This is a genomic window from Lysobacter sp. FW306-1B-D06B (genome assembly GCF_038446665.1).
Lineage (GTDB): Bacteria > Pseudomonadota > Gammaproteobacteria > Xanthomonadales > Xanthomonadaceae > Lysobacter_J.
In genome coordinates this window covers 381,435-406,368 of sequence record NZ_CP151802.1, presented here as the reverse complement: position 1 = coordinate 406,368, position 24,934 = coordinate 381,435, and the positions used below count along the sequence as shown (strand labels likewise).

General features: G+C 68.2%; 19 protein-coding genes. 10 read left to right on the top strand and 9 right to left on the bottom strand.

Annotated elements, in window-relative coordinates; genetic code table 11:
• Positions 1-39: 39 nt before the first annotated feature.
• The 4 genes from AAFF32_RS01850 to putA all read right to left on the bottom strand — a co-directional run bounded on the left by AAFF32_RS01850 (position 40) and on the right by putA (position 9,280).
• Positions 40-456, bottom strand: coding sequence for a protease inhibitor I42 family protein (locus AAFF32_RS01850; protein WP_342316297.1), 417 nt, complete (start codon positions 454-456; stop codon positions 40-42).
• Positions 457-519: 63 nt separating this feature from the next.
• The gene (locus tag AAFF32_RS01845) at positions 520-2,292 is read right to left on the bottom strand and encodes a S8 family peptidase (protein ID WP_342316295.1); all 1,773 of its coding nucleotides are present in this window, start codon (positions 2,290-2,292) and stop codon (positions 520-522) included.
• Positions 2,293-2,359: 67 nt separating this feature from the next.
• Positions 2,360-5,782, bottom strand: a complete 3,423-nt coding sequence (locus AAFF32_RS01840; RefSeq protein ID WP_342316294.1) for a YadA-like family protein — start codon at positions 5,780-5,782, stop codon at positions 2,360-2,362.
• Between the two features lie 276 nt (positions 5,783-6,058).
• Positions 6,059-9,280 carry a bifunctional proline dehydrogenase/L-glutamate gamma-semialdehyde dehydrogenase PutA gene (gene putA / locus AAFF32_RS01835; protein ID WP_342316292.1) on the bottom strand — a complete coding sequence of 1,074 codons (3,222 nt, stop codon included), beginning with the start codon at positions 9,278-9,280 and terminating at the stop codon, positions 6,059-6,061.
• Between the two features lie 392 nt (positions 9,281-9,672).
• Here putA and coxB point away from each other — a divergent pair, with 392 nt between their 5' ends.
• The 5 genes from coxB to AAFF32_RS01810 all read left to right on the top strand — a co-directional run bounded on the left by coxB (position 9,673) and on the right by AAFF32_RS01810 (position 14,011).
• Positions 9,673-10,560: a cytochrome c oxidase subunit II gene (gene coxB / locus AAFF32_RS01830; RefSeq protein WP_254200974.1), complete on the top strand. Its 888-nt coding sequence runs from the start codon at positions 9,673-9,675 to the stop codon at positions 10,558-10,560.
• A gap of 26 nt (positions 10,561-10,586) precedes the next feature.
• The gene (gene ctaD, locus AAFF32_RS01825; protein ID WP_216965452.1) at positions 10,587-12,203 is read left to right on the top strand and encodes a cytochrome c oxidase subunit I; all 1,617 of its coding nucleotides are present in this window, start codon (positions 10,587-10,589) and stop codon (positions 12,201-12,203) included.
• A 159-nt stretch (positions 12,204-12,362) separates the two neighbouring features.
• The gene (locus tag AAFF32_RS01820; protein ID WP_256448151.1) at positions 12,363-12,497 is read left to right on the top strand and encodes a hypothetical protein; all 135 of its coding nucleotides are present in this window, start codon (positions 12,363-12,365) and stop codon (positions 12,495-12,497) included.
• Complete coding sequence (locus tag AAFF32_RS01815) at positions 12,494-13,087, top strand: cytochrome c oxidase assembly protein (protein WP_216965454.1); 594 nt, start codon at positions 12,494-12,496, stop codon at positions 13,085-13,087. Before AAFF32_RS01820 ends, AAFF32_RS01815 begins: the two co-directional genes overlap by 4 nt.
• A 45-nt stretch (positions 13,088-13,132) precedes the next feature.
• Entirely contained in the window at positions 13,133-14,011 is an 879-nt protein-coding gene (locus AAFF32_RS01810) for a cytochrome c oxidase subunit 3 (RefSeq protein WP_216965456.1), read from the top strand.
• Positions 14,012-14,155: 144 nt separating this feature from the next.
• Here the strand turns inward: AAFF32_RS01810 and AAFF32_RS01805 are convergent, their stop codons facing one another.
• On the bottom strand, positions 14,156-14,371 hold the full coding sequence (locus tag AAFF32_RS01805; RefSeq protein WP_158983730.1) for a twin transmembrane helix small protein: 216 nt from the start codon (positions 14,369-14,371) through the stop codon (positions 14,156-14,158).
• Positions 14,372-14,437: 66 nt separating this feature from the next.
• Here AAFF32_RS01805 and AAFF32_RS01800 point away from each other — a divergent pair, with 66 nt between their 5' ends.
• The 5 genes from AAFF32_RS01800 to AAFF32_RS01780 are packed head-to-tail and all read left to right on the top strand — an operon-like array spanning position 14,438 to position 19,317.
• Positions 14,438-15,160, top strand: coding sequence for an SURF1 family protein (locus tag AAFF32_RS01800; protein WP_342316291.1), 723 nt, complete (start codon positions 14,438-14,440; stop codon positions 15,158-15,160).
• Positions 15,161-15,170: 10 nt separating this feature from the next.
• Complete coding sequence (locus AAFF32_RS01795; RefSeq protein ID WP_342316290.1) at positions 15,171-15,797, top strand: hypothetical protein; 627 nt, start codon at positions 15,171-15,173, stop codon at positions 15,795-15,797.
• A gap of 52 nt (positions 15,798-15,849) precedes the next feature.
• A complete protein-coding gene (locus tag AAFF32_RS01790; protein WP_342316289.1) occupies positions 15,850-17,016 on the top strand; it encodes a COX15/CtaA family protein in 1,167 nt (388 codons plus the stop codon).
• Positions 17,016-17,951 carry a heme o synthase gene (locus AAFF32_RS01785; protein WP_216965465.1) on the top strand — a complete coding sequence of 312 codons (936 nt, stop codon included), beginning with the start codon at positions 17,016-17,018 and terminating at the stop codon, positions 17,949-17,951. The genes AAFF32_RS01790 and AAFF32_RS01785 overlap by 1 nt, the downstream gene beginning before the upstream one ends.
• A 31-nt stretch (positions 17,952-17,982) precedes the next feature.
• The gene (locus AAFF32_RS01780) at positions 17,983-19,317 is read left to right on the top strand and encodes an amidohydrolase family protein (RefSeq protein WP_342316288.1); all 1,335 of its coding nucleotides are present in this window, start codon (positions 17,983-17,985) and stop codon (positions 19,315-19,317) included.
• A 349-nt stretch (positions 19,318-19,666) separates the two neighbouring features.
• On the opposite strand, the gene AAFF32_RS01775 is transcribed toward AAFF32_RS01780, so the two are convergent.
• The 4 genes from AAFF32_RS01775 to AAFF32_RS01760 all read right to left on the bottom strand — a co-directional run bounded on the left by AAFF32_RS01775 (position 19,667) and on the right by AAFF32_RS01760 (position 24,915).
• Positions 19,667-20,230, bottom strand: coding sequence for a hypothetical protein (locus tag AAFF32_RS01775; protein WP_342316287.1), 564 nt, complete (start codon positions 20,228-20,230; stop codon positions 19,667-19,669).
• Between the two features lie 147 nt (positions 20,231-20,377).
• Positions 20,378-22,360, bottom strand: coding sequence for a prolyl oligopeptidase family serine peptidase (locus AAFF32_RS01770; protein ID WP_342316286.1), 1,983 nt, complete (start codon positions 22,358-22,360; stop codon positions 20,378-20,380).
• 146 nt (positions 22,361-22,506) lie between these two features.
• Positions 22,507-23,250, bottom strand: a complete 744-nt coding sequence (locus tag AAFF32_RS01765; RefSeq protein ID WP_342316285.1) for a hypothetical protein — start codon at positions 23,248-23,250, stop codon at positions 22,507-22,509.
• 54 nt (positions 23,251-23,304) lie between these two features.
• Complete coding sequence (locus tag AAFF32_RS01760; RefSeq protein ID WP_342316284.1) at positions 23,305-24,915, bottom strand: alpha/beta hydrolase; 1,611 nt, start codon at positions 24,913-24,915, stop codon at positions 23,305-23,307.
• Between the last annotated feature and the right edge of the window lie 19 nt (positions 24,916-24,934).

Genomic DNA, 24,934 nt, shown 5'->3' with positions numbered 1-24,934 from the left:
TACTTAGCGGTGGACTTGCAGGCGATATGCCGTGCGGCGTCATTCGACCTGCACGTCGAACTCCCGGTAGACAGGCGGCGCGTAACGTGCTCTCCACGGATGCCCGTAGACGAAGGACAGTCTGGCGCGGCCGGCGTGCTCGGCGCGGAACGTCCAGGTCTGCACCGTGGCGTCGCGCGGCACTTCCGGCGGCACCTGCGCGGGGTCGCGCTCCATGCGCAGGATGGGCGGAAGCGGGCCGGCGAAGCTCCAGGAATAGCCGCTCGCCGGGCTCGCATCGAACTGGAGCACGAGTTGCTCGCCTATGCGAAGACGGCGCGGCGAAGCGGGCGAAACCGTATGCAGCGGCGCAATCGCGTGCGATGGAGTCTTGACGTCCTGCGCGGGTGGCTTCGGGCCGCATGCGGAACAGATCAGCAGCAATGGCACCACGAGCGTGCGGATGGAATGACGCATGAGAACTTTTCGCTTAAGAAAAAAGCCGGGGCCCGTGAGGCCCCGGCTGCGGCCGTCCTGCAATCAGTAGATGCGCGCGCGTATCAGCACGCCGGCTGCATCTGCGGTCGCCACCACCTTGAAGTAGTACGTGCCGGCGGCGGGCGAGGCGATGCTGATGACCTCGTTGGTGCCGGGACGCACCGACGAGGCGATGTTCGCCGACGGCATCGGTTCGGCTTCGTAGTTCGCGTACACCGACAGCGTGCCGCGCCCGCTATAGCTGGTGAGCTCCAGCTTCGTCGCGTTGGCCGGCACGACGATGGCGTACAGCGTGCTCTGCCCGGCGGCCAGTGGCGGCATCGCTTCGGCCACATTGTTGGTGAGCGGGGCGGCCTGCAGCGGTTGGCCGAAGGTCTTCGCGCGATCGACCGCGGCGGATGCGTCGAGAATGCCCGAGCCGATGACCCGGTCCGGCTTCGACGGGAATGGGCGCGCGGACGCCTTCAACAGCCCTTCGACCTGCGCCGGCGTGAGTGGCGTGGGCGCGACGCTCTGCATGAGCGCGACGACGCCGGCGACGTGCGGGGTCGCCATCGAGGTGCCGGTCATGCCGACGTAGCGATCGCCTTCGGGAACGGTCTTGCCGGTGTTGTGGGTGGACCAGATGTAGCCGTTGGGCGATCCCTCCACACCCGCGCCACCGGGCGCGGCCAGGTCCACGCCGGGACCATAGTTGGAGTAACTCGCGCGCTGTCCGCTGTAGCCCGTCGCGCCCACCGCAACCACGCGCGCGCAACTGGCGGGCGCGTGGCCCGACACGTCCTCGTTGTCGTTGCCCGCCGCGACGACCACGGTCGCGCCCAGTGACACGGCTCGGTCGATCGCGGCCTGCGTATCGGCTTCGCAGGCATGCGAGCCACCCAGACTCATGTTGATCACTTCCGCCGGATTCGGATTGTCGGCCACGCCGTCGATGTGGCCACCCGCCGCCCACACGATGGCGTCGTTGATGTCCGACGTGTAGCCACCGCAGCGGCCGAGCACTCGCACCGGAACGACCTTGGCGTTGTAGGCGACGCCCGCGCCGCCGATGCCGTTGTTCGTCACTTCCGCGATGGTGCCGCTCACGTGCGTGCCATGCCAGCTGCTGTTGCTGGGCTGCGAACCCGGAGCGCACTGGCCGGCCGTGGTGAAGTCGCCCAGGTCCCAACCGCCGGGCACGCGCTCGTCCGTCGGGCGACCCGACAGTTCCTTGTCGGTGATGAAGTCGTAGCCCGGCAACAGATTCGCCACCAGGTCGGCGTGATGCGTGGCGCCGGTGTCGAGCACCGCGACCACGACGCCGGCGCCCGTCGCGCCTTGCGCCCATGCGCTGGTCACGCGCGCGCCACCGCTGCCGGTGCCGTAGTGCCACATCTGGTGCGTGGCCAACACCGGATCGTTGGGCATTGCGCTTGCGTGCATCAGGCGGTCCACACCCACGTATTCGACATTGGGATCGCTGGCGATCGCGCGCATCAGCGCTTCGGCCTGCGCGCGATCCAGTCGCTGCGAAGCGCGCACGACGTGCTTGCCGGTGGCGGTGGCGCGCAGCGTGTCGACGCGCAATGCAGCGGCGCCGCGCAGGCCGGCGATACGTGCGCCCATCTGCGGGCGTGCGCGTTCGGCCGCCGCGGCCAGGGCCTTGGCCCGCGCCAGCGGTTGCACGCGCTCGGCGCTGCCGCTGCGGTACTTCACGATGAAACGCCCGGAGACGCTGGCGTCGTCGAGCGAGGACAGGTCCACCGTGGCGGCGAACGCGGGCGTGCAGGCGCCGGCGATCAGGACGCTCAGCAGAGTGCGGCGAAGATTCATAAGGGATTCCTTGGGAGTGCGTAGGGGTGTCGCGGCGCCCATGACGGGCGCGGCGTATCGGAGGAACTCAGAGATCGACGCCGAAGCCGATGCCCGCGGAGCTGTCGTCGCTGCTGAAGGCGCCGCCGATCGAGAACGAAGCGCGGTCGCCGATGGCCTTGGAGTAACCGACGGACATCGCGCTTTCGCCGTTCTGCCAACCGGCGCCGACGGCGATGCGACCGCGCGGACTGCGCGAGTTGGCGGCGTTGATGGACATGTTCATCATCGCCGCGCTCATCGCACCCTGGCGGTCGATGCGCTCGTCCTGCTTGCCCAGCCGGTAGCCGATGTCGTTCTTCAGTTCGGTGAACGAATCGCTTAGTCCCTGGTAGCGGCTATCGGTGTAGGCATTGGCGCGGGTGAGGGTCTGCGTCGCGGTGGCGTCGGTGTAGGCGTTCGCCGATGCCACGGCTTGCGCGTCGCCGGCCTGCATCTGCTGCACGTTCACGGCATCGCTGGCATTCACGCCGGCGGCGACGTTGGTGACGCGACGCGTGTTGCCTGCGCTGCCGACAGACACGGTGTTGGCCTCGTTGGCGACCGAGCCCTGTCCCAGGGCCACCGAGTTCCTCGCCGTCACCGATGCGCCCTGGCCAACGGCCGTGCCGGATTGCGCGGTAACGCGCGCGTCCGCGCCGAGGGCGACGGAGTTGCTGGCGGAGGCGCCGACGGTGGCGTTGACGCCCACCGCGGTGCTGCTGTCCGAGCGCACATTCGCGCCGGTGCCCACCGCCGTGTCGCGACTGCTGACGGCGACGCTGCCTTCGCCGATCGGCAGGCCGCTGCCGGTGCCGATCGGCACGTCGGTATGCGGGCCGGAGAAGTGGTTCTCCACGAGCGTGAGGCGGTTGCTCAGCCCGGTGATACCGGCGCCGAGCGCGGAGAAGGCTTCCGTGACGGTGCTGTATTGCCCGCCAAGCACCTGGAAGGTCGGCATCGTCATCATGCCGCTGCCGTCGAACGTGGCGCCGCCGCCGAAGGCGTTGATCACCGAACGCAGTTGGCCGACGTTGACGGCGTCATTGGTCGCCAGACCCGCGCGCAGGTTGGTGATCGTGGTGCCCGTGGTTCCGCCCAGCGTCACCTTGTCGCGCGTGGTGGCGTCGTCGTACTTCACGGCCGCGTCGTCGAGTTCGCCGACGGTGTCGTCGACGTTGGCCAGCGCGGTGTTGAGCTGGGCGACGTTGACCGCGTCGGTGTCCTCCGTGCCGGCGGCGACATTCGCGATCTGGCGTTCATTGCCGGCGGTACCCACCGAGACGGTGTTCGCCCGATTCGCGATCGAGCCGGCGCCGATGGCGACGCTGTTGGCGGACTGCGCCTGCGCGTCGCTGCCAAGAACGGTCGACTGGTCGCCGGAGGCAATCGAATTGGTGCCAATGGCGATGGATTTGAATGCCCGGGCATCAGCGGCACCGCCGAGCGCGATCGACATGGTGGCGCCGGCAATCGAGTAGTTGCCGATGGCGACGCTGACTTCGCCCGTCGCCTTCGCACCGGTGCCGAACGCCGACGCGGACATGGCATCGGCGATCGCATAGCTGCCGAACGCAGCGCTGTCATCGCCCGAGGCGTAGCTGTTGTAGCCGACGGCGGTGCTGTTCAATCCCATCGCGAAGGCGTTGCTGCCGGCCGCCAGGGCGTAGTCGCCGCTGGCGTAGGCATAGTTGCCCAGGGCGCTGGCGAATTCGCCACTGGCCACCGCGCTATCGCCGAAGGCCGCGGCCGACGTGCCGCTGGCCTGGCTTTCATTGCCCACGGCGACGGAAGCGATCCCGCTGGCCGAAGCGGCATGGCCCAGGGCGGCCGCCTCGTCCGCCATCGCCTCGGCTTCGGTGCCCTGGGCGATGGCGTTGGAAATGTCGTCGCCGCTGCTGTTGCCGACACGCGCGTCGACACCCAGGGCGATATTGCCGGTGCCATAGCCGCCCCACGCATGGGCGTTGGTGCCGATTGCGATGTCGTCGTGCCAGGTGGCGACGGCGCTGTCGCCCAGCGCGATGCTGCGCATGCCCCAGGCCACGGTGTCGTTGCCGATCGCGACAGCGAACGCATCGTTGGCCAGGCTCTGTGCGCCGATGGCGGTGCTCAGGTGGCCGCGTGCGAAGGAGCGGAACCCTAACGCGGTGGCGCCGTTGATCACCGTCATGTCGTTGGACTGGTAAGGCGCGGTTCCGCCTTCGGCGCTATAGAACGAGCTGGTGGCCGCGGCCGGTCCCACCGCCGTGTCGTAGTTGGCGAACGTGCGTGAGCCGTTGCCCAGGGCCTGCGAGCCGGTGCCGAGCGATTGGGTGAACACGGTGGACAGGCCGGAGCCCGGGAAGATGGCGCCCAGGTCGAGCAGCCCGCCCAGCGACGTGGACTGATATGCGACGGCGTAGCTGCGCGAGCCGATGGCAGTGGACTGGTAGCCGTACGCGATCGCGCGGTAGCCCAACGCCGTGCCCCAGCCGCGTACCGATGCGGCTTCCACGCCGACGACGGTGTTGTTCTGGTCTTTCAGCAGCTTGGTGCCTGTCGGGTCGAGGCCGTCGCCGAGCGTCTGCGCGCCGGCGCCGATCACCACGCTGTTGCCGCTAAGCGCACGGGCGCCGTTGCCGATCACAGTCGTGTTGTTCGCCGGACCGACGGTGAAGTAGTTGCTGGTGCTGCCAAAGCCCGTGAGCGTCTGGCCGACCTTCGCTTCGGCCAACGCGTTGGCGCCGATGACGATCGTGCCATCGCCGTTCGCGCGCGCCGCGTTGCCGACGGCCATGCTGTTGGAGGCCGGACCCGCGGTCGTGGTCTGCACCAGTGTGCTGACGCCGCCGGTGGTGCTCATGCTAAGGGTGGCGGCGACCTTCTCGACCGTCGCGCCGGTGCCCATCGCGATGTCGTTGCTCCCGTTGGCGCGCGCCTGGCTGCCCATGGCGATGCTGCCGGACTGGCTGGCGGAGGAAGGCGCGACCGAGGTGGTCGTGGTGACCGTGTTGGGCGTGCCCTGGACCGTGGTCTTCGTGGTCGTGGTGACCTGCGCCTGCGTTTGCGCCTGGTTGCCGACGGCGACGCTGTTGTCGCCCCTCGCGACCGAGCGCACGCCGACCGCGACACTGGACGTGCCCAGTGCCTGCGACGCAGCGCCGAGCGCGGTCGCGCCGTCGCCCTTGGCCCAGGTGATCTCGTCGGGATCGACCGCACCGTCGCCATCAAGGTCGATCCACGAGCCGACCGCTGTGGCGTTCCTGCCCGAGGCGGTGGTTTCGTCGCCGACGGCCACGGCGCCATCGCCCGAGGCCTTGGCGTCGGGCCCGCAGGCCAGTGCCTCGGCGCCCGCGGCGGTGCTGTCGATCGTCAGCGCCGCGCCGCTGTCATCAAAGAGTTGGCAATTTCCGCCGGCGAAGGCGGGGCCGGCGAGGGCGGACAGCAGTGCGAGGGTCAGTAGGCGGCGTTGCGGCGGATGCTTGGGCATGGCGGCTCTCGGAGGTGGAGGACGATCCGGAGGACGTCACCGTCCCGCCGGACCCCAACCCTCACTTCCCCCGCCGCCCGCGGCTTGAAATCGCCATCACAAGCCAGGCGTCGACATCACAGCCCGATGACAGCGACGCAACAAGTCCATGAAATCTCGTCAGATTTCTCCGAATCGTCTGTCGGTCTGCGCCTCAACGACCCCCATACGACGACGGCCCCGGTGGATGCCGGGACCGTCGGTCGGACTGCGATGGCGGCTGGGCCGCCCTGCGACTCAGTCGCCCAGCGTCAGCAACGACGCGTTGCCGCCTGCGGCCGTCGTGTTGACGGTGATGGTCTTCTCGGTCGCGAAGCGCGGAAGGTAGTGCGGGCCGCCGGCCTTGGGGCCGGTGCCGGACAGGTTCTGGCCGCCGAAGGGCTGCACGCCGACGACCGCGCCGATCTGGTTGCGGTTGACGTAGCAGTTGCCCACCTTCACCCGCGAAGCGATCTTCTCGATCGTCTCGTCGATGCGCGAATGGATGCCCAGCGTCAGGCCGTAGCCGGTGGCGTTGATCTGGTCGATGACGGCGTCGAGCTGGTCCGCCTTCCAGCGGATCACGTGCAGCACCGGCCCGAAGACTTCCTTGTGCAGCTGGTCCAGCGACTTGAGCGTGTAGGCGCGCGGGGCGAAGAAGCTGCCGTTGGCGGCCTCGCCGTCGAGTGCGACCTCGGCGATCTTGGTCGCTTCGCGGTCCATGCGCTCGGCGTGGTCGCGCAGCATCTTCAGCGCGTCCTCGTCGATCACCGGGCCGACGTCAGTGGACAGCAGGCCCGGGTCGCCGACCTTCAGCTCGGCCATGGCGCCGGCGAGCATGGTGGTGACCTTGTCGGCGATGTCGTCCTGCACGAACAGCACGCGCGCGGCCGAGCAACGCTGGCCGGCGGAGGTGAAGGCCGAGGCGATCGCGTCCTTGACGACCTGCTCCGGCAGCGAGGACGAATCGGCGATCAGCGCGTTCTGGCCGCCGGTCTCGGCGATCAGCACGCCGATGGCGGCGTCGCGCGCGGCGAGCGCACGGTTGATCGCGCGCGCGGTGTCGGTCGAGCCGGTGAAGGCGACGCCGGCGATGCGCGGGTCCTTGGTCAGCGCGGCGCCGACGGTGGCGCCGTCTCCCGGCAGGAACTGCAGCACGGCTTCCGGAATGCCGGCTTCGTGCAGCAGCTTCACCGCGTAGTAGCCGATGAGGTTGGTCTGCTCGGCCGGCTTGGCGATGACGGCGTTACCGGCGGCGAGCGCCGCCGCGATCTGGCCGGCGAAGATCGCCAGCGGGAAGTTCCACGGGCTGATGCAGACGAACACGCCGCGGCCGGAGAGCTGCAGCGTATTGGACTCGCCCGTCGGGCCCGGCAGCGCTTCAATGGCGAACTGCTTGCGCGCCTGGCCGGCGTAGTAGCGCAGGAAGTCGACGGCCTCGCGCACTTCGGCCACGCCGTCGGGAATCGACTTGCCGGCTTCGCGCGTGCACAGCGCGAGGTACTGCGGCATCCGCTGCTCGAGCAGGTCGGCGGCGTGTTCGAGGATCGCGGCGCGGCTGGCGGCCGGCGTGGTGTTCCAGCCGTCGGCGGCCTTCACCGCGTTCTGCACGGCCTTCTCGACAGTCGCGCTGTCGGCGGCCTTCCACTGGCCCACGACCTGGCGGCGATCGGCCGGGTTGGTCACGGCGATGTCCGGGCCGGACACGTTCGCACCCGGCACCAGCGGCGCGGCGCGCCAGTCTGCGCGCGCGGCGGCGTTGATCTGCTCGGCGAGCGCGCGCAGTTGATCGTCGTTGGCGAGGTTGATGCCCATGGAGTTGGTCCTGTCGATGCCGAAGCTGCGGTACAGATCGAGCGGCTGCGGGATGCGCGGGTGCGCGATGGATTCGAATGCGGAAACGGTGGCGACCGGATCGTGGATGAGGTCATCGATGGCGATGTCCTCGTCGGTGATGCGGTTGACGAAGCTGGAGTTGGCGCCGTTTTCGAGCAGGCGGCGTACGAGGTACGGCAGCAGGTCCTCGTGCGAACCCACCGGCGCGTACACGCGGCACGGCACGTCGAGGCGGTCGGCCGGGATGACTTCGGCGTACAGGTCGTCGCCCATGCCGTGCAGCTTCTGGAACTCGAAATGCTTCTGCCGGCCCATGGCCTTCGCGCGCTGGTGGATCGTCGCGATGGTCTGGGCGTTGTGCGTGGCGAACATCGGATAGATCGCGTCGCCGGCTTCCAGCATCTTGCGTGCGTTGGCCAGGTAGCTGACGTCGGTGTTGGGCTTGCGCGTGAACACCGGATAGCCGAGCTGGCCGTCGACCTGCGCACGCTTCACTTCGCTGTCCCAGTACGCGCCCTTCACCAGGCGCACCGGAATGCGACGGCCGGTGCGGCGGGCCAGATCGGCGATGAAGTCGATCACTTCCGGCGCGCGCTTCTGGTACGCCTGGATCGCCAGGCCGTAGCCTTCCCAGCCCTCGAGCGACTTGTCCGAATACGCGGCGGCGATGACGTCGAGCGAGAGTTCGAGGCGGTCGGCTTCCTCGGCGTCGACGGTGAAGCCGATGCCGTAGGACTTGGCCATCTGCGCCAGCTCGAGTACGCGCGGCACGAGTTCGGCAAAAACGCGTTCGCGCTTGGCGTGCTCGTAGCGCGGATGCAGGGCGGAGAGCTTGACCGAGATCGACGGCGTGGCGAACACATCGCCGCCGACGAAGTTGCCGCTCTTGCCGATCGCGTGGATCGCATCGCGGTACGCCTGCTGGTAGCGCAGCGCGTCCTTGGTGGTGAGCGCGCCTTCGCCCAGCATGTCGAACGAATAGCGGTAGGCGGCGTTGCCGTTCTTCTGCGAGCGCGACAGCGCCTCGCCGATGGTGCGGCCCATGACGAATTGGTGGCCCATGATCTTCATGGCCTGGCGCACGGCCAGGCGGATCACCGGCTCGCCGACGCGGCCGAGCAGGCGCTTGAAGGCGCCGTGCACGTCGCGCTTGGTGTCGTCGGCCAGGTCGACCAGGTGGCCGGTCAGCATCAGGCCCCAGGTGGAGGCGTTGACCAGGACCGAGTCCGACTGGCCCATGTGCTTCTTCCAGTCCGCATCGCCGAGCTTGTCGCGGATGAGCTTGTCGGCGGTGTCCTGGTCCGGAATGCGCAGCAGCGCCTCGGCCACGCACATCAGAAGGACGCCTTCCTCGCTGCCCAGGTCGTACTGGCGCATGAAGGCTTCGATCGCGCCCTGGTCCTGGGCGCGGGCGCGGACCCGGCGGACCAGGTCGGCGGCCGTGGCCTGCGCGGCGGCGCGGTCGGCGTCGGGCAGGCGGGCCTGTTCGAGCAGGGCGCGAACGTGGGCGGCCTCGTCGCGGACCCAGCCGGCCGTGATGGCGGCGCGGGCGGCGGCGGGGGCCGGCGGGAGTTCGGGGGTGATCAGCGCATGCGGCGCCGGCGGGCCGTCGCTGGCGACGGCGGTGGCGGGATGGGTGGTCATGGGGCCATGGGACAGCCGTGGGAAGCCCAATAGTCTAGAGCGTCCGGGTCGCCGCCGGTGTTGCGCGGATGGCCTGCTACCGTCCCGCCGGCCGCCCCCGGGAGGTGCGATCGACGCCTTGAATGTTGCGAAATTTGCCGACAGTCCCGTGTCGTTTGATAGTTGCGGTTGTTGGGTTCGCGTGCGGTCGGTAAAATGAGCGGTTACGCGGGGCGGAATCCGGATGCCTGTTTGGTGGCCTTCCGGACTGGGATATCCACCCCGTGCACCGGATGAGCCCGCAAGCCAAGCCGAACGGCTCAGCCAGTTTCCACCATTTACTCAGCGCATTTCTGGGGCTCGAACAGATGAAAGCCGGTCGTTTCAAGCAGTGGGGCGCGGGCATCGCCGCGATGGCGCTGCCGGTCCTTGCCAGTGCGCAGGCGGCCGATCCGAAGCCGTGGCAGCTCAACATGGGCCAGGGCGTCACCGTCCAGTCCGCCAACGCCTATTCGGCGCACATGTTCGCCCTGTGGGTGTGCGTGGTCATCGGCATCCTGGTGTTCGGCGCCATGGCCGTGGCCATGTTCAAGTTCCGCCACTCCAAGGGCGCCGTGCCGGACAAGGACTTCACCCACAGCACGCGCCTGGAAATCATCTGGACCGTCGTCCCGGTGGTGCTGCTGGTCCTGATGGCCTTTCCGGCCACCAGCAAGCTGATCAAGATGTACGACACCCGCAACGCCGAGATGACCGTCAAGATCACCGGCTACCAGTGGATGTGGAAGTACGACTACCTGGGCGAGAACGTCGGCTTCACCAGCCGCCTGGACCGCAAGAGCGACGAGATCCGCCAGAGCGGCAAGGACGCGCGCGACGCGAACCACCCGCACTACCTGCTGGATGTGGACAACGTCCTGGTCCTGCCGATCGACACCAAGATCCGCTTCGTCATCACCGCCGACGACGTGATCCACGCGTGGTGGGTGCCGGCGCTGGGCTGGAAGCAGGACGCGATCCCGGGCATCGTCAACGAAGCCTGGACCGACATCTCCAAGCCGGGCATCTACCGCGGCCAGTGCGCCGAGCTGTGCGGCAAGGACCATGGCTTCATGCCGATCGTGGTCAAGGCCGTGACCAAGGCCGAGTACCAGCAGTGGCTGGCGGCGCAGAAGGCGAAGAACGCCCCGGCACCGGCTCCGGCCGCCCCGCCGGCCGCCCCGGCGCAGCCGGAAGCCACCACCCCGAACACCGACGCCACGGCCGCTTCTGCTGAAAAGCAGACGCCGGTCGCCGGCTGATCGTCCCGCATCTCCTGAGGTAGGCCATGGCCGTCACGCACGCTGACACCCACCATCACGATGAGCACGCCCACAAGCAGGGCTTCATCGAGCGCTGGTTCTTCTCGACGAACCACAAGGACATCGGGACGCTGTACCTGATCTTCAGCTTCATCATGTTCATCATCGGCGCCGCCATGTCGGTGGTGATCCGTGCCGAACTGATGAAGCCGGGTCTGCAGTTCGTCGAACCGATGTTCTTCAACCAGATGACCACCGTGCATGCGCTGGTCATGATCTTCGGCGGCGTGATGCCGGCCTTCGTCGGCCTGGCCAACTGGATGATCCCGCTGCAGATCGGCGCGCCGGACATGGCGTTGCCGCGCATGAACAACTGGTCCTTCTGGATCCTGCCGTTCGCCTTCGCGATGCTGCTGCTCACGCTGTTCCTGCCGGGCGGCGCGCCGGCCGGCGGCTGGACGCTGTATCCGCCGCTCTCGCTGCAGGGCGGCAGCAACGTGGCCTTCGCGATCTTCGCCATCCACATGATGGGCATCAGCTCGATCATGGGCGCGATCAACGTGATCGCCACCGTGCTCAACATGCGCGCCCCGGGCATCGACCTTTTGAAGATGCCGATCTTCTGCTGGACCTGGCTGATCACCGCCTTCCTGCTGATCGCGGTGATGCCGGTGCTCGCCGGCGCCGTGACGATGCTGCTGACCGACAAGTTCTTCGCCACCTCGTTCTTCAACGCGGCTGGCGGCGGCGACCCGGTGATGTTCCAGCACATCTTCTGGTTCTTCGGTCACCCCGAGGTCTACATCATGATCCTGCCGGCGTTCGGCGTGGTGTCGGAGATCATCCCGACCTTCAGCCGCAAGCCGCTGTTCGGCTACCAGGCCATGGTGTACGCGACCGCGTCGATCGCCTTCCTCTCGTTCATCGTGTGGGCGCACCACATGTTCACCGTCGGCATGCCGCTGGGTGGCGAGATCTACTTCATGTTCGCCACGATGCTCATCGCCGTGCCGACGGGCGTGAAGGTGTTCAACTGGGTCACCACGATGTGGCGCGGCTCGATCTCGTTCGAAGCGCCGATGCTGTGGGCGCTGGCGTTCGTGATCCTGTTCACCATCGGCGGTTTCTCGGGCCTGATGCTGGCCATCGTCCCGGCCGACTTCCAGTACCACGACACCTACTTCGTGGTCGCGCACTTCCACTACGTGCTGGTGACCGGCGCGCTGTTCTCCATCATCGCCGCCGTGTACTACTGGTGGCCGAAGTGGACCGGCCGCATGTACAGCGAAGGCATGGCGAAGTTCCACTTCTGGTGGACGATGATCTTCGTCAACCTGCTGTTCTTCCCGCAGCACTTCCTTGGCCTGGCCGGCATGCCGCGCCGCATCCCGGACTACAACGTCGTGTTCGCGGACTGGAACCTGGTCAGCTCGATCGGCGCGTTCGGCATGTTCGTCACGCCGTTCATGATGGCCTTCATCCTGTGGCGCTCGAAGGCCGTGGGCGTCAAGGCCGAAGCGCGTGCGTGGCCGACTGCGCGTGGCCTGGAGTGGACCGTGCCGAGCCCGGCGCCGCACCACACCTTCAGCACGCCGCCGGTCATTCGTGACGGCGACCTGGCGCACGGCGACATCACGCATTGATCTGCTGTTGATTGAGTAAAGCGCGAGAGGTACCGGCTCCGGATACCGCCTCATGCTTCCACAACCCCGCCGTTGCTACGCTGCGCGCAGCAACGGCCGCCCCCTTAACTTAAGGGGGCTCCGTAGAAGCAAAGGCCCGCGAGCCGAAACGAGACGACCATGAACCAGCCCGACCACAACGCCGCCGATCTCGCCGCCCGCCGCAAGGCCGCGCGCCGCACGGCGTTGTGGATCGCCGGTGTCGCGGTGCTGATCTACGTCGTCTTCATCCTCAGCGGGACGATGGGCAAATGAGCGGCGCGAGCGATCAGCCGCGCAAGAGCGCCGGCCTGACCAAGATGGTCGTGGTCGCGATCGGCGCGTTCGCGCTCACCTTCGCGCTGGTACCGCTGTACCGCATCGCCTGCGAAAAGGTTTTCGGCATCCGCCTGGAACGCACCGCGGCCGAAGGCGTGCAGGACGCCACGGCCACGCCGGCCAAGCGCGTGATCACCGTGCAGTTCGACGGCGGCGTCAACTCGAAGCTGCCGTGGGAGTTCACGCCGAACAAGGTGACCATGCAGGTCGTCCCCGGCGAGCTCTACGAGACCACCTACCACGCGCGCAACACCGCCGACCGCACCGTCGTCGGCAGCGCGGTGCCCTCGGTCGCGCCGGCGCGCGCCTCGGGCTACTTCAGCAAGACCGAATGCTTCTGCTTCACGGCCCAGACGCTCAAGGCCGGCGAAGTGCGCGACATGCCGGTGCGCTTCATCGTCGATCCGAACCTGCCGGCCGACGTGAAGACCATCACCTTGTCGTATACCTTCTTCAAGAACGACGCGCTCACCGCCCAGGCGCAGGGAACGGCGAAGGCCGCCCCCTCGCCGATGTCGGCGCCCTGACGCATCCCACTTCCTTGTAATCGCATCACTGACCGGAACGCCGCCATGGCCCAAGCCCACTCGCCAGACGCCAACACCTACTTCGTGCCGCACAGCAGCCGTTGGCCGTTCCTCGGTTCGATCGCGCTGTTCACCACGATGCTCGGCATCGCCAGCTGGTTCAACGAAGTCAGCTGGGGCAAGCCGGTGTTCTTCTTCGGCATCGCGCTGATGGTCGGCGTGCTGTTCGGCTGGTTCAGCGACGTCGTGCGCGAATCGGTGCGCGGCAACTACAACAAGCAGGTCGACACCTCGTTCCGCATGGGGATGATCTGGTTCATCTTCTCCGAGGTGATGTTCTTCGGCGCCTTCTTCGGCGCGCTGTTCTACGCCCGCCACTACGCGATGCCGTGGCTCGGCGGCGAAGGCGACGGCGTGATGACCAACGCCCTGCTGTGGCCGAACTTCAGCGACGCCTGGCCGAGCAACGGCCCGGGCGCCATCGGCGGCGTCTACCAGACGATTCCGGCCTGGGGCCTGCCGCTGCTCAACACGCTGATCCTGCTGACCTCCGGCATCACCGTCACCATCGCGCACCACGCGCTGAAGGCCGGCCACCGCACGCAGCTGCTGGTCTTCCTGGGCCTGACGGTGCTGCTGGGCGCGCTGTTCCTGTTCTTCCAGGCGGAGGAGTACATCCACGCCTACACCGAGCTGAACCTGACGCTGGGTTCGGGCATCTACGGTTCGACCTTCTTCATGCTCACCGGCTTCCACGGCGCGCACGTCACGCTCGGCACGATCATGCTGGCGGTGATCTGGTTCCGCTGTCTGAAGGGCCACTTCACCAAGGACAGCCACTTCGCCTTCGAAGCGGTGGCCTGGTACTGGCACTTCGTCGACGTGGTGTGGCTGGGCCTGTTCCTGTTCGTCTACGTGCTGTAAGCCGGGATTCGGGAATGGGGATTCGGGATTCGTAGAAGCAAAAGCGAAAACCTGGATCCCCAAAGCAAGAAGCGACGGCATGCCGTCGCTCTTTTGCTTTTACGAATCCCGAATCCCGAATCCCGAATAACGAACCCCGGCTCTTCACGGCCCGCCGTGGAACTTGATCCAGCCCATGTAGTTGGCCAGCACCACCAGCAGGATCAGCGCGATGGACAGCGCGATGCGGCGGGTCAGCGCATTCACGGTGCGCTTGCTCTCGCCCTTGTCCACGAGCATGTAATAGAGGCCGGCGCCCAGGTTCCACAGGATGACGATCAGGAACGCGATGATCAGCAATGTCTTGAGCGAATCGTTCATGGCGGCCTCCAACGGGGCCCGCGACTGGGCGTGGCCGGGATTATCGCAGCGCGGGGCGAGGAAGTCGTGAGCCGCCGCCGTAACCTCATCGTCGGCTGGATCGCCGCGCTGCTGGCGATCACGCTGTTCGGCAACCTTGGCCTATGGCAGTCGCGACGGGCGATCGAGAAGCAGGCGATGCTCGATGCCGCCGCGCAGGTGATGCGCTCGCGCACGCCGCAGCCGCTGTCGCTGGCCGGCGATGCGGCCCGCGCCCGCGAATACGACTGGGCCGTCGGCACCGGCGTGTTCGACGCGCGCGACGCCCTGCTGCTCGACAACCAGCAGCGCAACGGCCGCGCCGGTGTGCGCGTGTATCGCATCTTCCTGCCGTCGCAGGGCGGGCCGATGCTGGTCGACCTGGGCTGGCTGCCGCTCGCGGGCGATCGCAAGCTGCCGCAGGTGCCGCAGATGCCCGGCACATGGGAACTGCGCGGCCTGCTCGTGCCGCCGCCGTCGACCGGTCTCGCGCTCGGCCCCGGGCTGGCCCGGCAGGGCGATGCGTTGCTGATGACGCGCGTGGACCTGGCCGCGATCGCGCGCGAAACCGGTCTGTCCGTGCCGCTCGCGCCGCGCGTGCTGCGCCTGGATCCGCAGCTGCGCATCGGCTACGAACGCGACCTGGAACTGCTGCCCAACACCCTTCCGCCGGACCAACACCGGGGCTATGCCCTGCAATGGTTCGCGCTGGCGGTCGCCGTGCTGGCGACCGCACTGATCCTCACCTTCCGCAAGCGCCGTCGGCCATAAGGAGTTCGACATGAGCCACGACACCACCCCCGACGGCGCGAACGTGCCCAATCGAAACCGCAACCGCATGCTGCTGGTGCTGCTGTTCGTGATGTTCTTCGGCAGCATGCTCGTGGCCGGCCTGCTGCGCTTCTCGGGCTGGCGTCCGGCCGGCACCAAGAACGTGGGCGAACTGCTCGAGCCGCCGGGTGACGTGCGCAACCTGTCGCCGCGTTTGATGTCGGGTGGCGAATACGTGTGGAAGGCAGGCGAGCGCACCTGGCGCATCGTGGTCGCGCCGCCGGCCGACTGCGGCGCCGAATGCACGACGCTCGCGCGCGAGGTCGAAACGGTGTGGGAGCTGTTCGGCAAGGACGCGGACGAGGTCCACGTGCTGTGGCTGTGCCCCACCGACACCTGCGCCTGGCCCGCCGGCGTGAAACCGCCGGCCACGCTGAAGGTGCTGGCGCCCAACGCACAGTTGCGCGCGGGCCTGCCGCGCGTGGACGAGGTCACCGTCAAGGGCGACCCCGCCAACGCCCGCGGCGTGCCCGCCTACGTCATCGATCCCTACGGCTTCGTGATTCTGCGCTACGCTCCCGGCTTCGATCCGGCCGGCCTGCGCACGGACGTGGCCCGGCTGATCAAGCTGAAGTGATCGCAGCCCCAGTACGAGCACGACCCAGAACGACAGGATTGATGAGCCGCGAATGACCACGCTTACCGAATCCCGGACGCACTCGCGTCCCGCGGTCTACCGTCATTTCCACCGCATTGCGTGGCTGGCCGTCGCGCTCGCCTTCGGCGTGATCGTCTTCGGCGCGTTCGTGCGCCTGTCGAACGCCGGCCTGAGCTGCCCCGACTGGCCCACGTGCTACGGCCGTGCCGCGTGGCCGACCGCCGCGCATGAAGTCGTCGACCACGTCGCCACGGCGATCCGTCCGGTCGAAGTGCACAAGGCCTGGCGCGAACAGTTCCACCGCATGATCGCCGGCACGCTCGGCGTGCTGGTGCTCGCGCTGGCGCTGCTGGCCGCGCGTCGCCGCAAGCACGGCGTGTTGCAGATCCTCGCCGCTGCGGTGCTCGTCGGCATCGGCATTCCGCTGTACATGCACGGCGAACACGTCGCCGCGTCGATTCTCGCCATCGCCGGCGAAGCGATCCTGCTGTTCGCCGCGCTGCGCTGGAGCAACCTGGACCTGGCGCGTGTCGCGGCCATCACGCTGGCGGTCATCATCTTCCAGGCGTTGTTGGGCATGTGGACGGTGACCTGGCTGCTCAAGCCGATCGTCGTGATGGCCCATCTGCTCGGCGGACTGCTCACGTTCTCGCTGATCCTGTGGATGGCCTGGCGCGCGACGCACAGCCCGATGCGCCTGGCCGACGCGATCACCGTGCGCAGGCTGGTGATCGCCGGCATCGTCGTGCTGACGGTGCAGATCGCACTGGGCGGCTGGACCAGCGCCAACTACGCCGCGCTCGCCTGCGGCAACGACTTCCCGACCTGCGTCAGCCAGTGGTGGCCGCGCCACGATTTCCGCGAAGCCTTCGTGCTCTGGCGCGGGATCGGCGTGGATTACGAGGGCGGCATCCTCGATGGCGAGGCGCGCATCGCGATCCAGCTTGCGCACCGCATGATGGCCGTCGTCGTCTTCGTCTACCTGCTGTGGCTGGCACTGCGCCTGATCCGCACGCCGGGCATGCGCGGCTGGGCCACGCTGCTGGGCCTGCTCGTGTTCGCACAGGTAGGCCTGGGCATCGCCAACGTCAAGCTGAGCCTGCCGCTGTCGGTGGCGGTGATGCACAACGCCGGCGCGGTGCTGCTGCTGTTCGTGCTGGTCTCGCTGCTCGCGCGCCTGCGCACGCCGGAGCCGTGATGAATACCGCCAAGCCTCGCGCCACCGCCAAGCAGTACTGGGACCTCACCAAGCCGCGTGTCGTGGCGCTGATCGTGTTCACCGCGCTGGTGGGCATGTTCCTGGCCGTGCCCGGCCTGCCGCCGCTGCGCGAATCGGTGCTGGGGTTCCTCGGCATCTGGCTGGCCGCCTCCAGTGCGGCGGCGATCAACCAGCTGCTGGATTCGCGCATCGACGCCAAGATGGCGCGCACCTCGTGGCGTCCCATCGTCGCCGGGCAGATCACGCCGCGCCAGGCGCTGGTGTTCGCGCTGATCCTGGCCGCACTGTCGATGGCGATCCTGGTGGTGTGGGTGAACACCATCACCGCGATCCTCACCTTCGCCTCGCTCATCGGCTATGCGGTGATCTACACCGTGTACCTCAAGCGCGCCACGCCGCAGAACATCGTGATCGGCGGCATCGCCGGCGCGGCGCCGCCGCTGCTGGGCTGGGCCGCGATCACCGGCATGCGCGGCGAATGGGACTGGCCGCACGCGCTGCTGCTGGTGCTGATCATCTTCGTGTGGACGCCGCCGCATTTCTGGGCGCTCGCCATCTTCCGCCGCGCCGACTACGCGCGCGCGATGGTGCCGATGCTGCCGGTCACGCACGGTGTGGAGTACACGCGCTGGCAGATCCTGTTCTACACCGTGCTGCTGGTGGCGGTGACGATCCTGCCGTGGGCGGCGGGCATGAGCGGGCTGTTCTACCTCGGCGGCGCGCTGGTGCTGGGCGCGGTGTTCCTCGGCTACGCATGGAAGCTGATGGACCCGCCGGACGAAATGTACGCGATGAAGGTCTTCAACTACTCCATCGTCTACCTGATGGCGCTGTTCGCTTTCCTGTTGCTGGACCACTGGCTGATGCCGCTGCTGCAGCCGTCGGCGGTGATGGAGTTCCAGCCGCAACACTGATCCACCCACCACAATCCACAGAGAACCGTCGATGACGCGCAACCGCCTGAGCCTCGCCCTGACCTCGTTGTTCGCCGTCGCCGTCGCCTTCGCCGCATCCGCACAGGCGCCGACCGTGGTCGATGCGAAGACGGAAGCGGGAGACGTGGTGGTGACCGCCGATCGCCTGCTCGACGTGCGCACGGGCAGGATGATCGAGCGTCCGCAGGTGCTGGTGCGCAACGGCCACATCGTCGAAGTCGGCCGCGCGGGCGCCACGGTACCGGCGAACGCCAAGCGCATCGACCTGCCGGGCATGACGCTGATGCCCGGCCTGATCGACATGCACACGCACCTGGACGCCGATCCCACCTTCGGCGGCTACACCGGACTGCAGTTCAACGACCGCTTCTGGTCGATGCTCTCGGTCGTGCACGCGCAGCGCACGCTGATGGCCGGCTTCACGACGATCCGCAACGTCGGTTCGGATGCGTGGAACGACGTCGGCCTGCGCCAGGCGATCGACGAGGGCAAGCTCACCGGCCCGCGCATCGTCACCGCTGCATATTCGTTCGGCGCCACGGGCGGGCATTGCGACTCGACGTTCTATCCGCCGTCGATGAACCAGAAGAGCCCGTACAACGCCGACACGCCGGAAGAAGGCCGCCAGCGCGTGCGCGAGCTGCGCAAGTACGGCGCGCAGGTCATCAAGATCTGCGCCACCGGCGGCGTGTTCTCGCGCAACACCGAACCGGGCCAGCAGCAGTTGAGCTTGGCCGAGATGAAAGCCATCGCCGATGAAGCGCACCAGTGGGGCCTGAAGGTCGCCGCGCATGCGCACGGCACGGCGGGCATCAAGGATGCGATCCGCGCCGGCGTGGACACCATCGAGCACGCCAGCCTGATCGACGACGAAGGCATCCGCCTGGCCAAGCAGCACGGCGCCTGGCTGTCGATGGACATCTACAACACCGATTACACGCAGGCCGAAGGCAAGAAGAACGGCGTGCTCGAGGACAACCTGCGCAAGGACCGCGAAGTGGCCGACATCCAGCGCGAGAACTTCCGTCGCGCGCATGCGGCCGGCGCGAAGATGGTCTACGGCACCGACTCGGGCATCTACCCGCACGGCGACAACGCCAAGCAGTTCGCGGTGATGGTCCGCTACGGCATGACGCCGGTGCAGGCGATCCAGGCCGCCACGCTCAACGCATCGCAGGCGTTGGGTCGCGAGGACGTCGGCGTGATCGAGACCAACCGCTTCGCCGACATGATCGCGGTGGCGGGCGATCCGACGCGGGACGTGACGGTGCTGGAGCACGTGCCGTTCGTGATGAAGGGCGGGGTGGTGGTGAAGCAGGATGCGGCGGCGTCGCTGACGCGCTGAGGCGCTGACGCCCCGACGCAGACGCGCCGATGCAATGATTGGCGCTCGCCCTGTTTCGGCGTGAAGGCCGGGACGCGGCCCATGGCGATTGGTATAGCGCACGGGCACTCCCATCCCGGCAACGCCATCCCGTCGTCATCCCGTCGAAGGCCAGGATCCAGGCCCGCAGTACTCGGGCACTCCCTCACGGATGAACCACGACACGTCATTCCAGCGTTTGCTGGAATGACGTGATGTGATTTGACGTGTCGCGTCGCGTCGCGTCGGCAGGCGTGACAGCCTGGGTCCCGGCTTTCGCCGGGATGACGGTGTTCCCAGTGTCTAGCCCCGGGGCACGCCTACGCCACGCTCACTGCGCCGCCACACGCGGCGCCATCTCCGCATCGATCAACGGCGTCGCCGACGGCAGGCGCGCGGGATCCAGCAGCGCCGCCATCGTCGGATCGGCTGGGTAGCCGGTGCCGTCGTACTCCAGCGCGACCGTCCCCGCCTCATCGCCGCTGCCGACATTCACCAGCAGGTCGTGCCAGCCGCGATTGACCCGCGCGCCGACCGAAACCGGTGCACGCACGGAGACGGACTGGCTCACCAGCCGGTAGCCGTCCTTCTCGCCATGGAACACCAGCAGCGTGCAGCCGTCGGCCTGGCACCAGTTCTGGTCGTCCAGCAGCATCAGCAGGTCGTCCTTGCCGTCGCGGTCCAGGTCCGGCGTCGCGTCGCGGTGAAGGGGAATCTCGCGAATGCTGCGCGAGGTCAGGAAGGCCGTCAGCGCCTTTTCGGCGGTGGCCTTGTCGTCCGACGGGACGGGCAGGGCGACGCTGGTCTGGGCATCGCTGCGTGCGTTGGTGCTGCACGCGGCCAGACAGGCCGCGGCCATGACGGTCGAGGCGAGAAGCAGGAAGGGGGTGCGCATGGCGGTTCTCCACCGAAGCTGATGCGAGCTTGCGCCGCGCAGCGTGGTGGCGGAGTCAACGCTGCGCGCCGCCGCCTGCTTCCCCTGTGTGCCTGAATCCGCGATGCGCGCGATGGCCGCCCGACCGGGCGGTCATCGCGCCTACCGTCACTTCGCCGTGGTGCCCGCCGCGTCGTTGCCGATCAGGTTCTGCTGCCAGAACAACATCGTCGCCGCGTTGAAGTAGTCCACGTTCGTCTTCTTCCTGAAGCCGTGGCCCTCGTCGTCGAACAGCAGGTACCAGACCGGCTGTCCGTTGGCGCGCACCGCCTTCACGATCTGCTCGGCCTCGGTGTACGGCACGCGCGGGTCGTTCTTCCCCTGTGCGACGAACAGCTTCGCGCGGATGCGGTCGGCGTGGTTGAGCGGCGAGATCGCCTCGAACACCTGCGCCATCGCCGGATCGCGCTCGTCGCCGTACTCGGCGCGGCGCAGGTCGCGGCGGTAGCTCTCGGTGTTCTTGAGGAAGGTGCCGAAGTGCGAGATGCCGACGATGTCGACGCCGGCGCGGATGCGCTCGCTGTAGTGCATCAGCGAGGCCAGCACCATGTAGCCGCCGTAGCTGCCGCCGTACACGCCCACGCGCGAGGCGTCGAGCTCGGGCTGCGTCGCGATCCAGTCCAGCAGCGCGCCGATGTCCTTGACCGAATCCTCGCGCTTGTCGGCATTGTCCAGGCCCAGGTACGTCTTGCCGTAGCCTTCCGAACCGCGCACGTTGGGCAGCAGCATCGCCACGCCCAGTTCGTTGGCGAGGAACTGCGCGGTCGGGTTGAACGTCGGCAGTGACTGGCCTTCCGGTCCGCCGTGGATGTTGATCACCACCGGGATCTTCTTCCCGGCCGGCACGTTCGCCGGGCGGTAGTAGAACGCCGGGATCATGCGCGGGCGTCCGTCCACCGCGTCGAAGGTGGGGTAGTGCACGAGCGTGGGCGCGACGAACTTCGACGCATCCAGTCCGCCCACCTCGCTGCGCGTCCAGCGCGTGGGCGCGCCGCCGCGCAGGTCGAGCACGTAGACATCGCTGGGCGATGTGGCCGAGTTCAACGTCACGGCCAGGCGCTTGCTGTCGGGCGAGAATCCCAGGTTCACCACCACGCCCACCGGCAGCTGCGCCAGCTTCACTTCCTTGTGCGAGGGCAATGCGAGGACATGCAACTGGTAGATGCCGTCCTCGTTGGTCGTGTAGGCCAGATGCCTGCCGTCGTCGGCGATCGCCAGGTCGGCGACATCCCACGGCGTATCGGCGGTGAGCACTTCGAACTTGCCGGTCTTCGGATCGTGATGGCGCAGGGTGAGGAACTCCTGCGCCTTGCCGTCCACCGGTTCGTCGGAAATGTAATAAACGCCGCGGCCGTCGGGCGAATACTTGAAGTCCTTCAGCGACGCCTTGCCGCCGTCCACCGGGAACATCGTCAGCTTCCCGGTGGCCAGGTCGACCACGCCGGGATACGACTCGGCGGCCGAAACGTATTTCATCACCAGCAGTTCGCGGCCGTCATGGGAGAAGTCCATCGCGTTCCACTGGCCGCCCTGCGTGACCAGCACGCGCGGCTTGTGCGCGGCGAAGTCCATCACCCACACGTCGGTGTCCTTGCCGTTGCGCGCGGTGCTGCTCCACGCGAACTGCGTGCCGTCGTGCGAGAACAGCGGCCCCTGGTTGCGCGCCTTGCCGTCGGTGAGCAGCGTGGTCTCGCGCGTCTTCAGGTCGAACCAGTGCAGCTGCCAGAACTCGTTGCCGCCCACGTCCTTGCCGAACACGAAGCCGTCGAGCCTGGAACGCGGCGGCGCGGCTTCGATCGCGGCCAGCGGTTCGGGATAGAACGTGAGCTGCTCGCGCATGCCCATCGGCTCACAGACGCGGTGCGCCTGCGCGGTCTCGGCGAAGCGCGTGCTGATGAGGATGCAATCGCCGCTCCAGCCGGCGAACGTCGCGCCGCGCGTGTTCTGGTAGCGGCTGAGCTGTTCGACCAGCGCCGGCGGCAACGCGGGAATCTGTTCGCTGATGCGGGTGCCGACCTGCTCGCGCGCGACGGGGGGCGTCGCGGTCTGTGCGGCGGCCGGCAGCGCAATGGCCAGGAGCAGGGCGGACACAAGGACGGTCGTGCGTGATGGCATCGGAGTTCCCCCGGAACGGAAGCCCCGAGCTTAGCCTGCGTCCTGCGCGCGATGCCGGCCGGGGCCGCGCATACGCGACCCACGTCTCGTGCGAGCGCTCCGCCGTGGCGAAGCGGGCCTGCTCAGTCGGTCGTGGACTCGCGAACCGGCACCACGGGCCCCGTCTTCACCTGTCCCGCGCCGCGGATGAGGTCGCTCAGGCGCGCGTTCTCGGCCTGGCGGTAGTCGTCGTAGCGCGTGCGCTCGGCGGCGTAGAAGGTGTCGCCGGTCGCCTGCAGGGATTCGTGGCTGGGCCGTCCGCGCGTGCCGTAGGCGCCGGTGCCGCCGACGCCGACTTCCAGCTTCGACACACCCTGCCCGAGCCGGCTGCCCGTCTGCTGGCGCGCGAAACGCCGAAGTTCCGAATGCAGCCGCCTCGACGTGGCCTGCTTGCCGAACGTGGGGTGGAACGCGCGGCCGGTCTCGATGGCCTGCCGTTGCTGCTCGGGCGAGAGCGTGCTCCAGATGCGCTCGCGCAGCGCCACCAGCGCCTCGACCTCGCCGCCCTCGGCCGCCAGGTCCGCCCAGACGTAGGCCATCACCGGGTCGCGCGGGACGCCGTCGCCCTGCCAGTGCATCAGCGTCAGGAAATACTGCGATTGCGTATCGCCGAACCACGCGGCGCGTTCGAATTGCACCTTGGCTTCGGCGGGCTTGCCTTCGTCGTAGGCGCGCATGCCTTTCCAGCGCGCCAGTTCGTTGGGGTGACCCGTGGCCTGCGCTTCGGCGGCGTCGTAGCGCGAGGGTTCGATCAGCGTCGTCTCGCCCGCGTGCGCGAGCCACGGCATCAGACAGAGCAGTGCGGCCAGCCGGACTTCCTTGTTCATCGCAACCACCTCCATGCGGGGTTGCGGCGACGCTACGCCATCGCCGGGCCCGACTCAATGGGCGCCCGCGCCGCGCAGAATCCGCAGGACCTCCGCCACGGCGAGCGGGTGTTCGTGGACCCGGTGCCCGGACTCGACCACGAGGGACGACTCCGCGCCCGGGATCAGCGCGCTCTCCAGCGGCACGACGCCATCGGACTTCTCGCGCCGTCCCGGCTGCACGCCGGCGATGGTGTGGTAGGCAATGCCAGGGGCCGGCAGCAGGGCCTCGGCCGCACGGCGCACGGGCTGTTCGGCCTGCAGGGTCGTGATGCTGTTGATCCAGCCCTGTTCGAACACCGCGCGCAGCTCCGGCCGGATCGCCTCCGGGTTGGCCAGGGCGATGCGGCGCAGCGCGTGCACTTCGACCGCACGCCGGCCGACCAGGTCGCGCGTCACGCGGCCCGGCAGCGTGGCCGCGCTCGGGCTGCCGCGATGCGGCGCGGCGAGGAACACCGCGCGCGAGACCCCAGGGTAAGGATGGAACGAGAAGATCCGCTGGATCAGCGCCAGGTCTTCAGCGCTGGCCCGGAGCGACGCGGGCGGGACGAGGAAGGCCGCATTCCACAGCGCGTCGCCGCTGTGCGCGCAAAGCAGCCGCGAGACAACGCCGCCCATGCTGTGACCGATCAGCACGGTGCCCGCGCGCGCCTTGTGTTCGCCTTTCGGATCGAGCTCGCGCCAGGCGGCATCCAGGTAATCCTGCAAACGCAGGCGCGCCACCAGCAGCGGCGCGTCCGTCTGGTGCACGACCTGCCAGATCTGGAATCGCGCGCGCAGGTCGTCCGCCCCCCACACCGCATTGGAAAGGCGCGACCAGATCAGCGGATTGCTGCCCAGCCCGTGGATCATCACCAGCGGACGCTTGCCGGGGTCGTAGTCCTCCAGCAGATAAAGACCGGCGCGTTGTCCGATCTGCCTTCCGCCGATCAATCCCCACAGGCCCAAGCGTTCCAGCTTCGAAACCTCCATGCCCCACGCGTAACCGGCGGAAGTATCGCGCGCCAGCGGGAAGCGATGCGCGCCGATCGACAGCGCATCGAGCTTCAACGGATCGGCGAACACCAGGCGCGGCGCTGCGTCCGGTTGCGAAGCATCGGGCTCGATCCACGCGGTGAGATTGCGGAACACGCCCGAGCGCGGCGCCAGCCGATGCAGGGGCTCGGCATCCCACTGCAACGGCAGTACCGCTACCGGCACGCCGAACCCCGGGCGGCTGTGGCGCTCGCCGTCGAACGCGTCCATCGACACGTCCTGCGCGCGCCGGATCCGCAGCGGCGGCCGAAGATCGGGCGACACATCACGCAGTTCGACGTGGAAGCGAACCTCGCCGATGCGGACCCTCCCCGGCGACCAGGCATCGGGATGCTGATGCAGGACGCGCGACAGCACTTCGGCCGCGGCGTGCGTCGCCAGCGCGGCGGCATCGGCGCTCGTGCGTTCGTCCGCAGCCAGCGCGCGGTAGGCATCGCTCGCGCAGTGCAGCCATGCCTGCAACGAGCCGTCGGCGGATCGTTCCGCCCGTCGTGCCCACGCCTGCGCGGATTCCATCAACGCCTGCCCCGACGACGCCTCCACGGTGGCGCGGTCATCCGGGGTTCCGGCATTCGAGGGCGATGGCTTCATCGTGATGGCGCCCGAAGTG

Bases quoted from the DNA above. Each gene is read 5' to 3' on its own strand.
- putA (WP_342316292.1), bottom strand. From the start codon at position 9,280: ATGACCACCCATCCCGCCACCGCCGTCGCCAGCGACGGCCCGCCGGCG.
- AAFF32_RS01840 (WP_342316294.1), bottom strand. From the start codon at position 5,782: ATGCCCAAGCATCCGCCGCAACGCCGCCTACTGACCCTCGCACTGCTG.
- ctaD (WP_216965452.1), top strand. From the start codon at position 10,587: ATGGCCGTCACGCACGCTGACACCCACCATCACGATGAGCACGCCCAC.
- coxB (WP_254200974.1), top strand. From the start codon at position 9,673: ATGGCGCTGCCGGTCCTTGCCAGTGCGCAGGCGGCCGATCCGAAGCCG.
- AAFF32_RS01785 (WP_216965465.1), top strand. From the start codon at position 17,016: ATGAATACCGCCAAGCCTCGCGCCACCGCCAAGCAGTACTGGGACCTC.
- AAFF32_RS01815 (WP_216965454.1), top strand. From the start codon at position 12,494: ATGAGCGGCGCGAGCGATCAGCCGCGCAAGAGCGCCGGCCTGACCAAG.
- AAFF32_RS01845 (WP_342316295.1), bottom strand. From the start codon at position 2,292: ATGAATCTTCGCCGCACTCTGCTGAGCGTCCTGATCGCCGGCGCCTGC.
- AAFF32_RS01780 (WP_342316288.1), top strand. From the start codon at position 17,983: ATGACGCGCAACCGCCTGAGCCTCGCCCTGACCTCGTTGTTCGCCGTC.
- AAFF32_RS01795 (WP_342316290.1), top strand. From the start codon at position 15,171: ATGAGCCACGACACCACCCCCGACGGCGCGAACGTGCCCAATCGAAAC.
- AAFF32_RS01820 (WP_256448151.1), top strand. From the start codon at position 12,363: ATGAACCAGCCCGACCACAACGCCGCCGATCTCGCCGCCCGCCGCAAG.
- AAFF32_RS01760 (WP_342316284.1), bottom strand. From the start codon at position 24,915: ATGAAGCCATCGCCCTCGAATGCCGGAACCCCGGATGACCGCGCCACC.
- AAFF32_RS01810 (WP_216965456.1), top strand. From the start codon at position 13,133: ATGGCCCAAGCCCACTCGCCAGACGCCAACACCTACTTCGTGCCGCAC.
- AAFF32_RS01765 (WP_342316285.1), bottom strand. From the start codon at position 23,250: ATGAACAAGGAAGTCCGGCTGGCCGCACTGCTCTGTCTGATGCCGTGG.
- AAFF32_RS01790 (WP_342316289.1), top strand. From the start codon at position 15,850: ATGACCACGCTTACCGAATCCCGGACGCACTCGCGTCCCGCGGTCTAC.
- AAFF32_RS01805 (WP_158983730.1), bottom strand. From the start codon at position 14,371: ATGAACGATTCGCTCAAGACATTGCTGATCATCGCGTTCCTGATCGTC.
- AAFF32_RS01850 (WP_342316297.1), bottom strand. From the start codon at position 456: ATGCGTCATTCCATCCGCACGCTCGTGGTGCCATTGCTGCTGATCTGT.
- AAFF32_RS01775 (WP_342316287.1), bottom strand. From the start codon at position 20,230: ATGCGCACCCCCTTCCTGCTTCTCGCCTCGACCGTCATGGCCGCGGCC.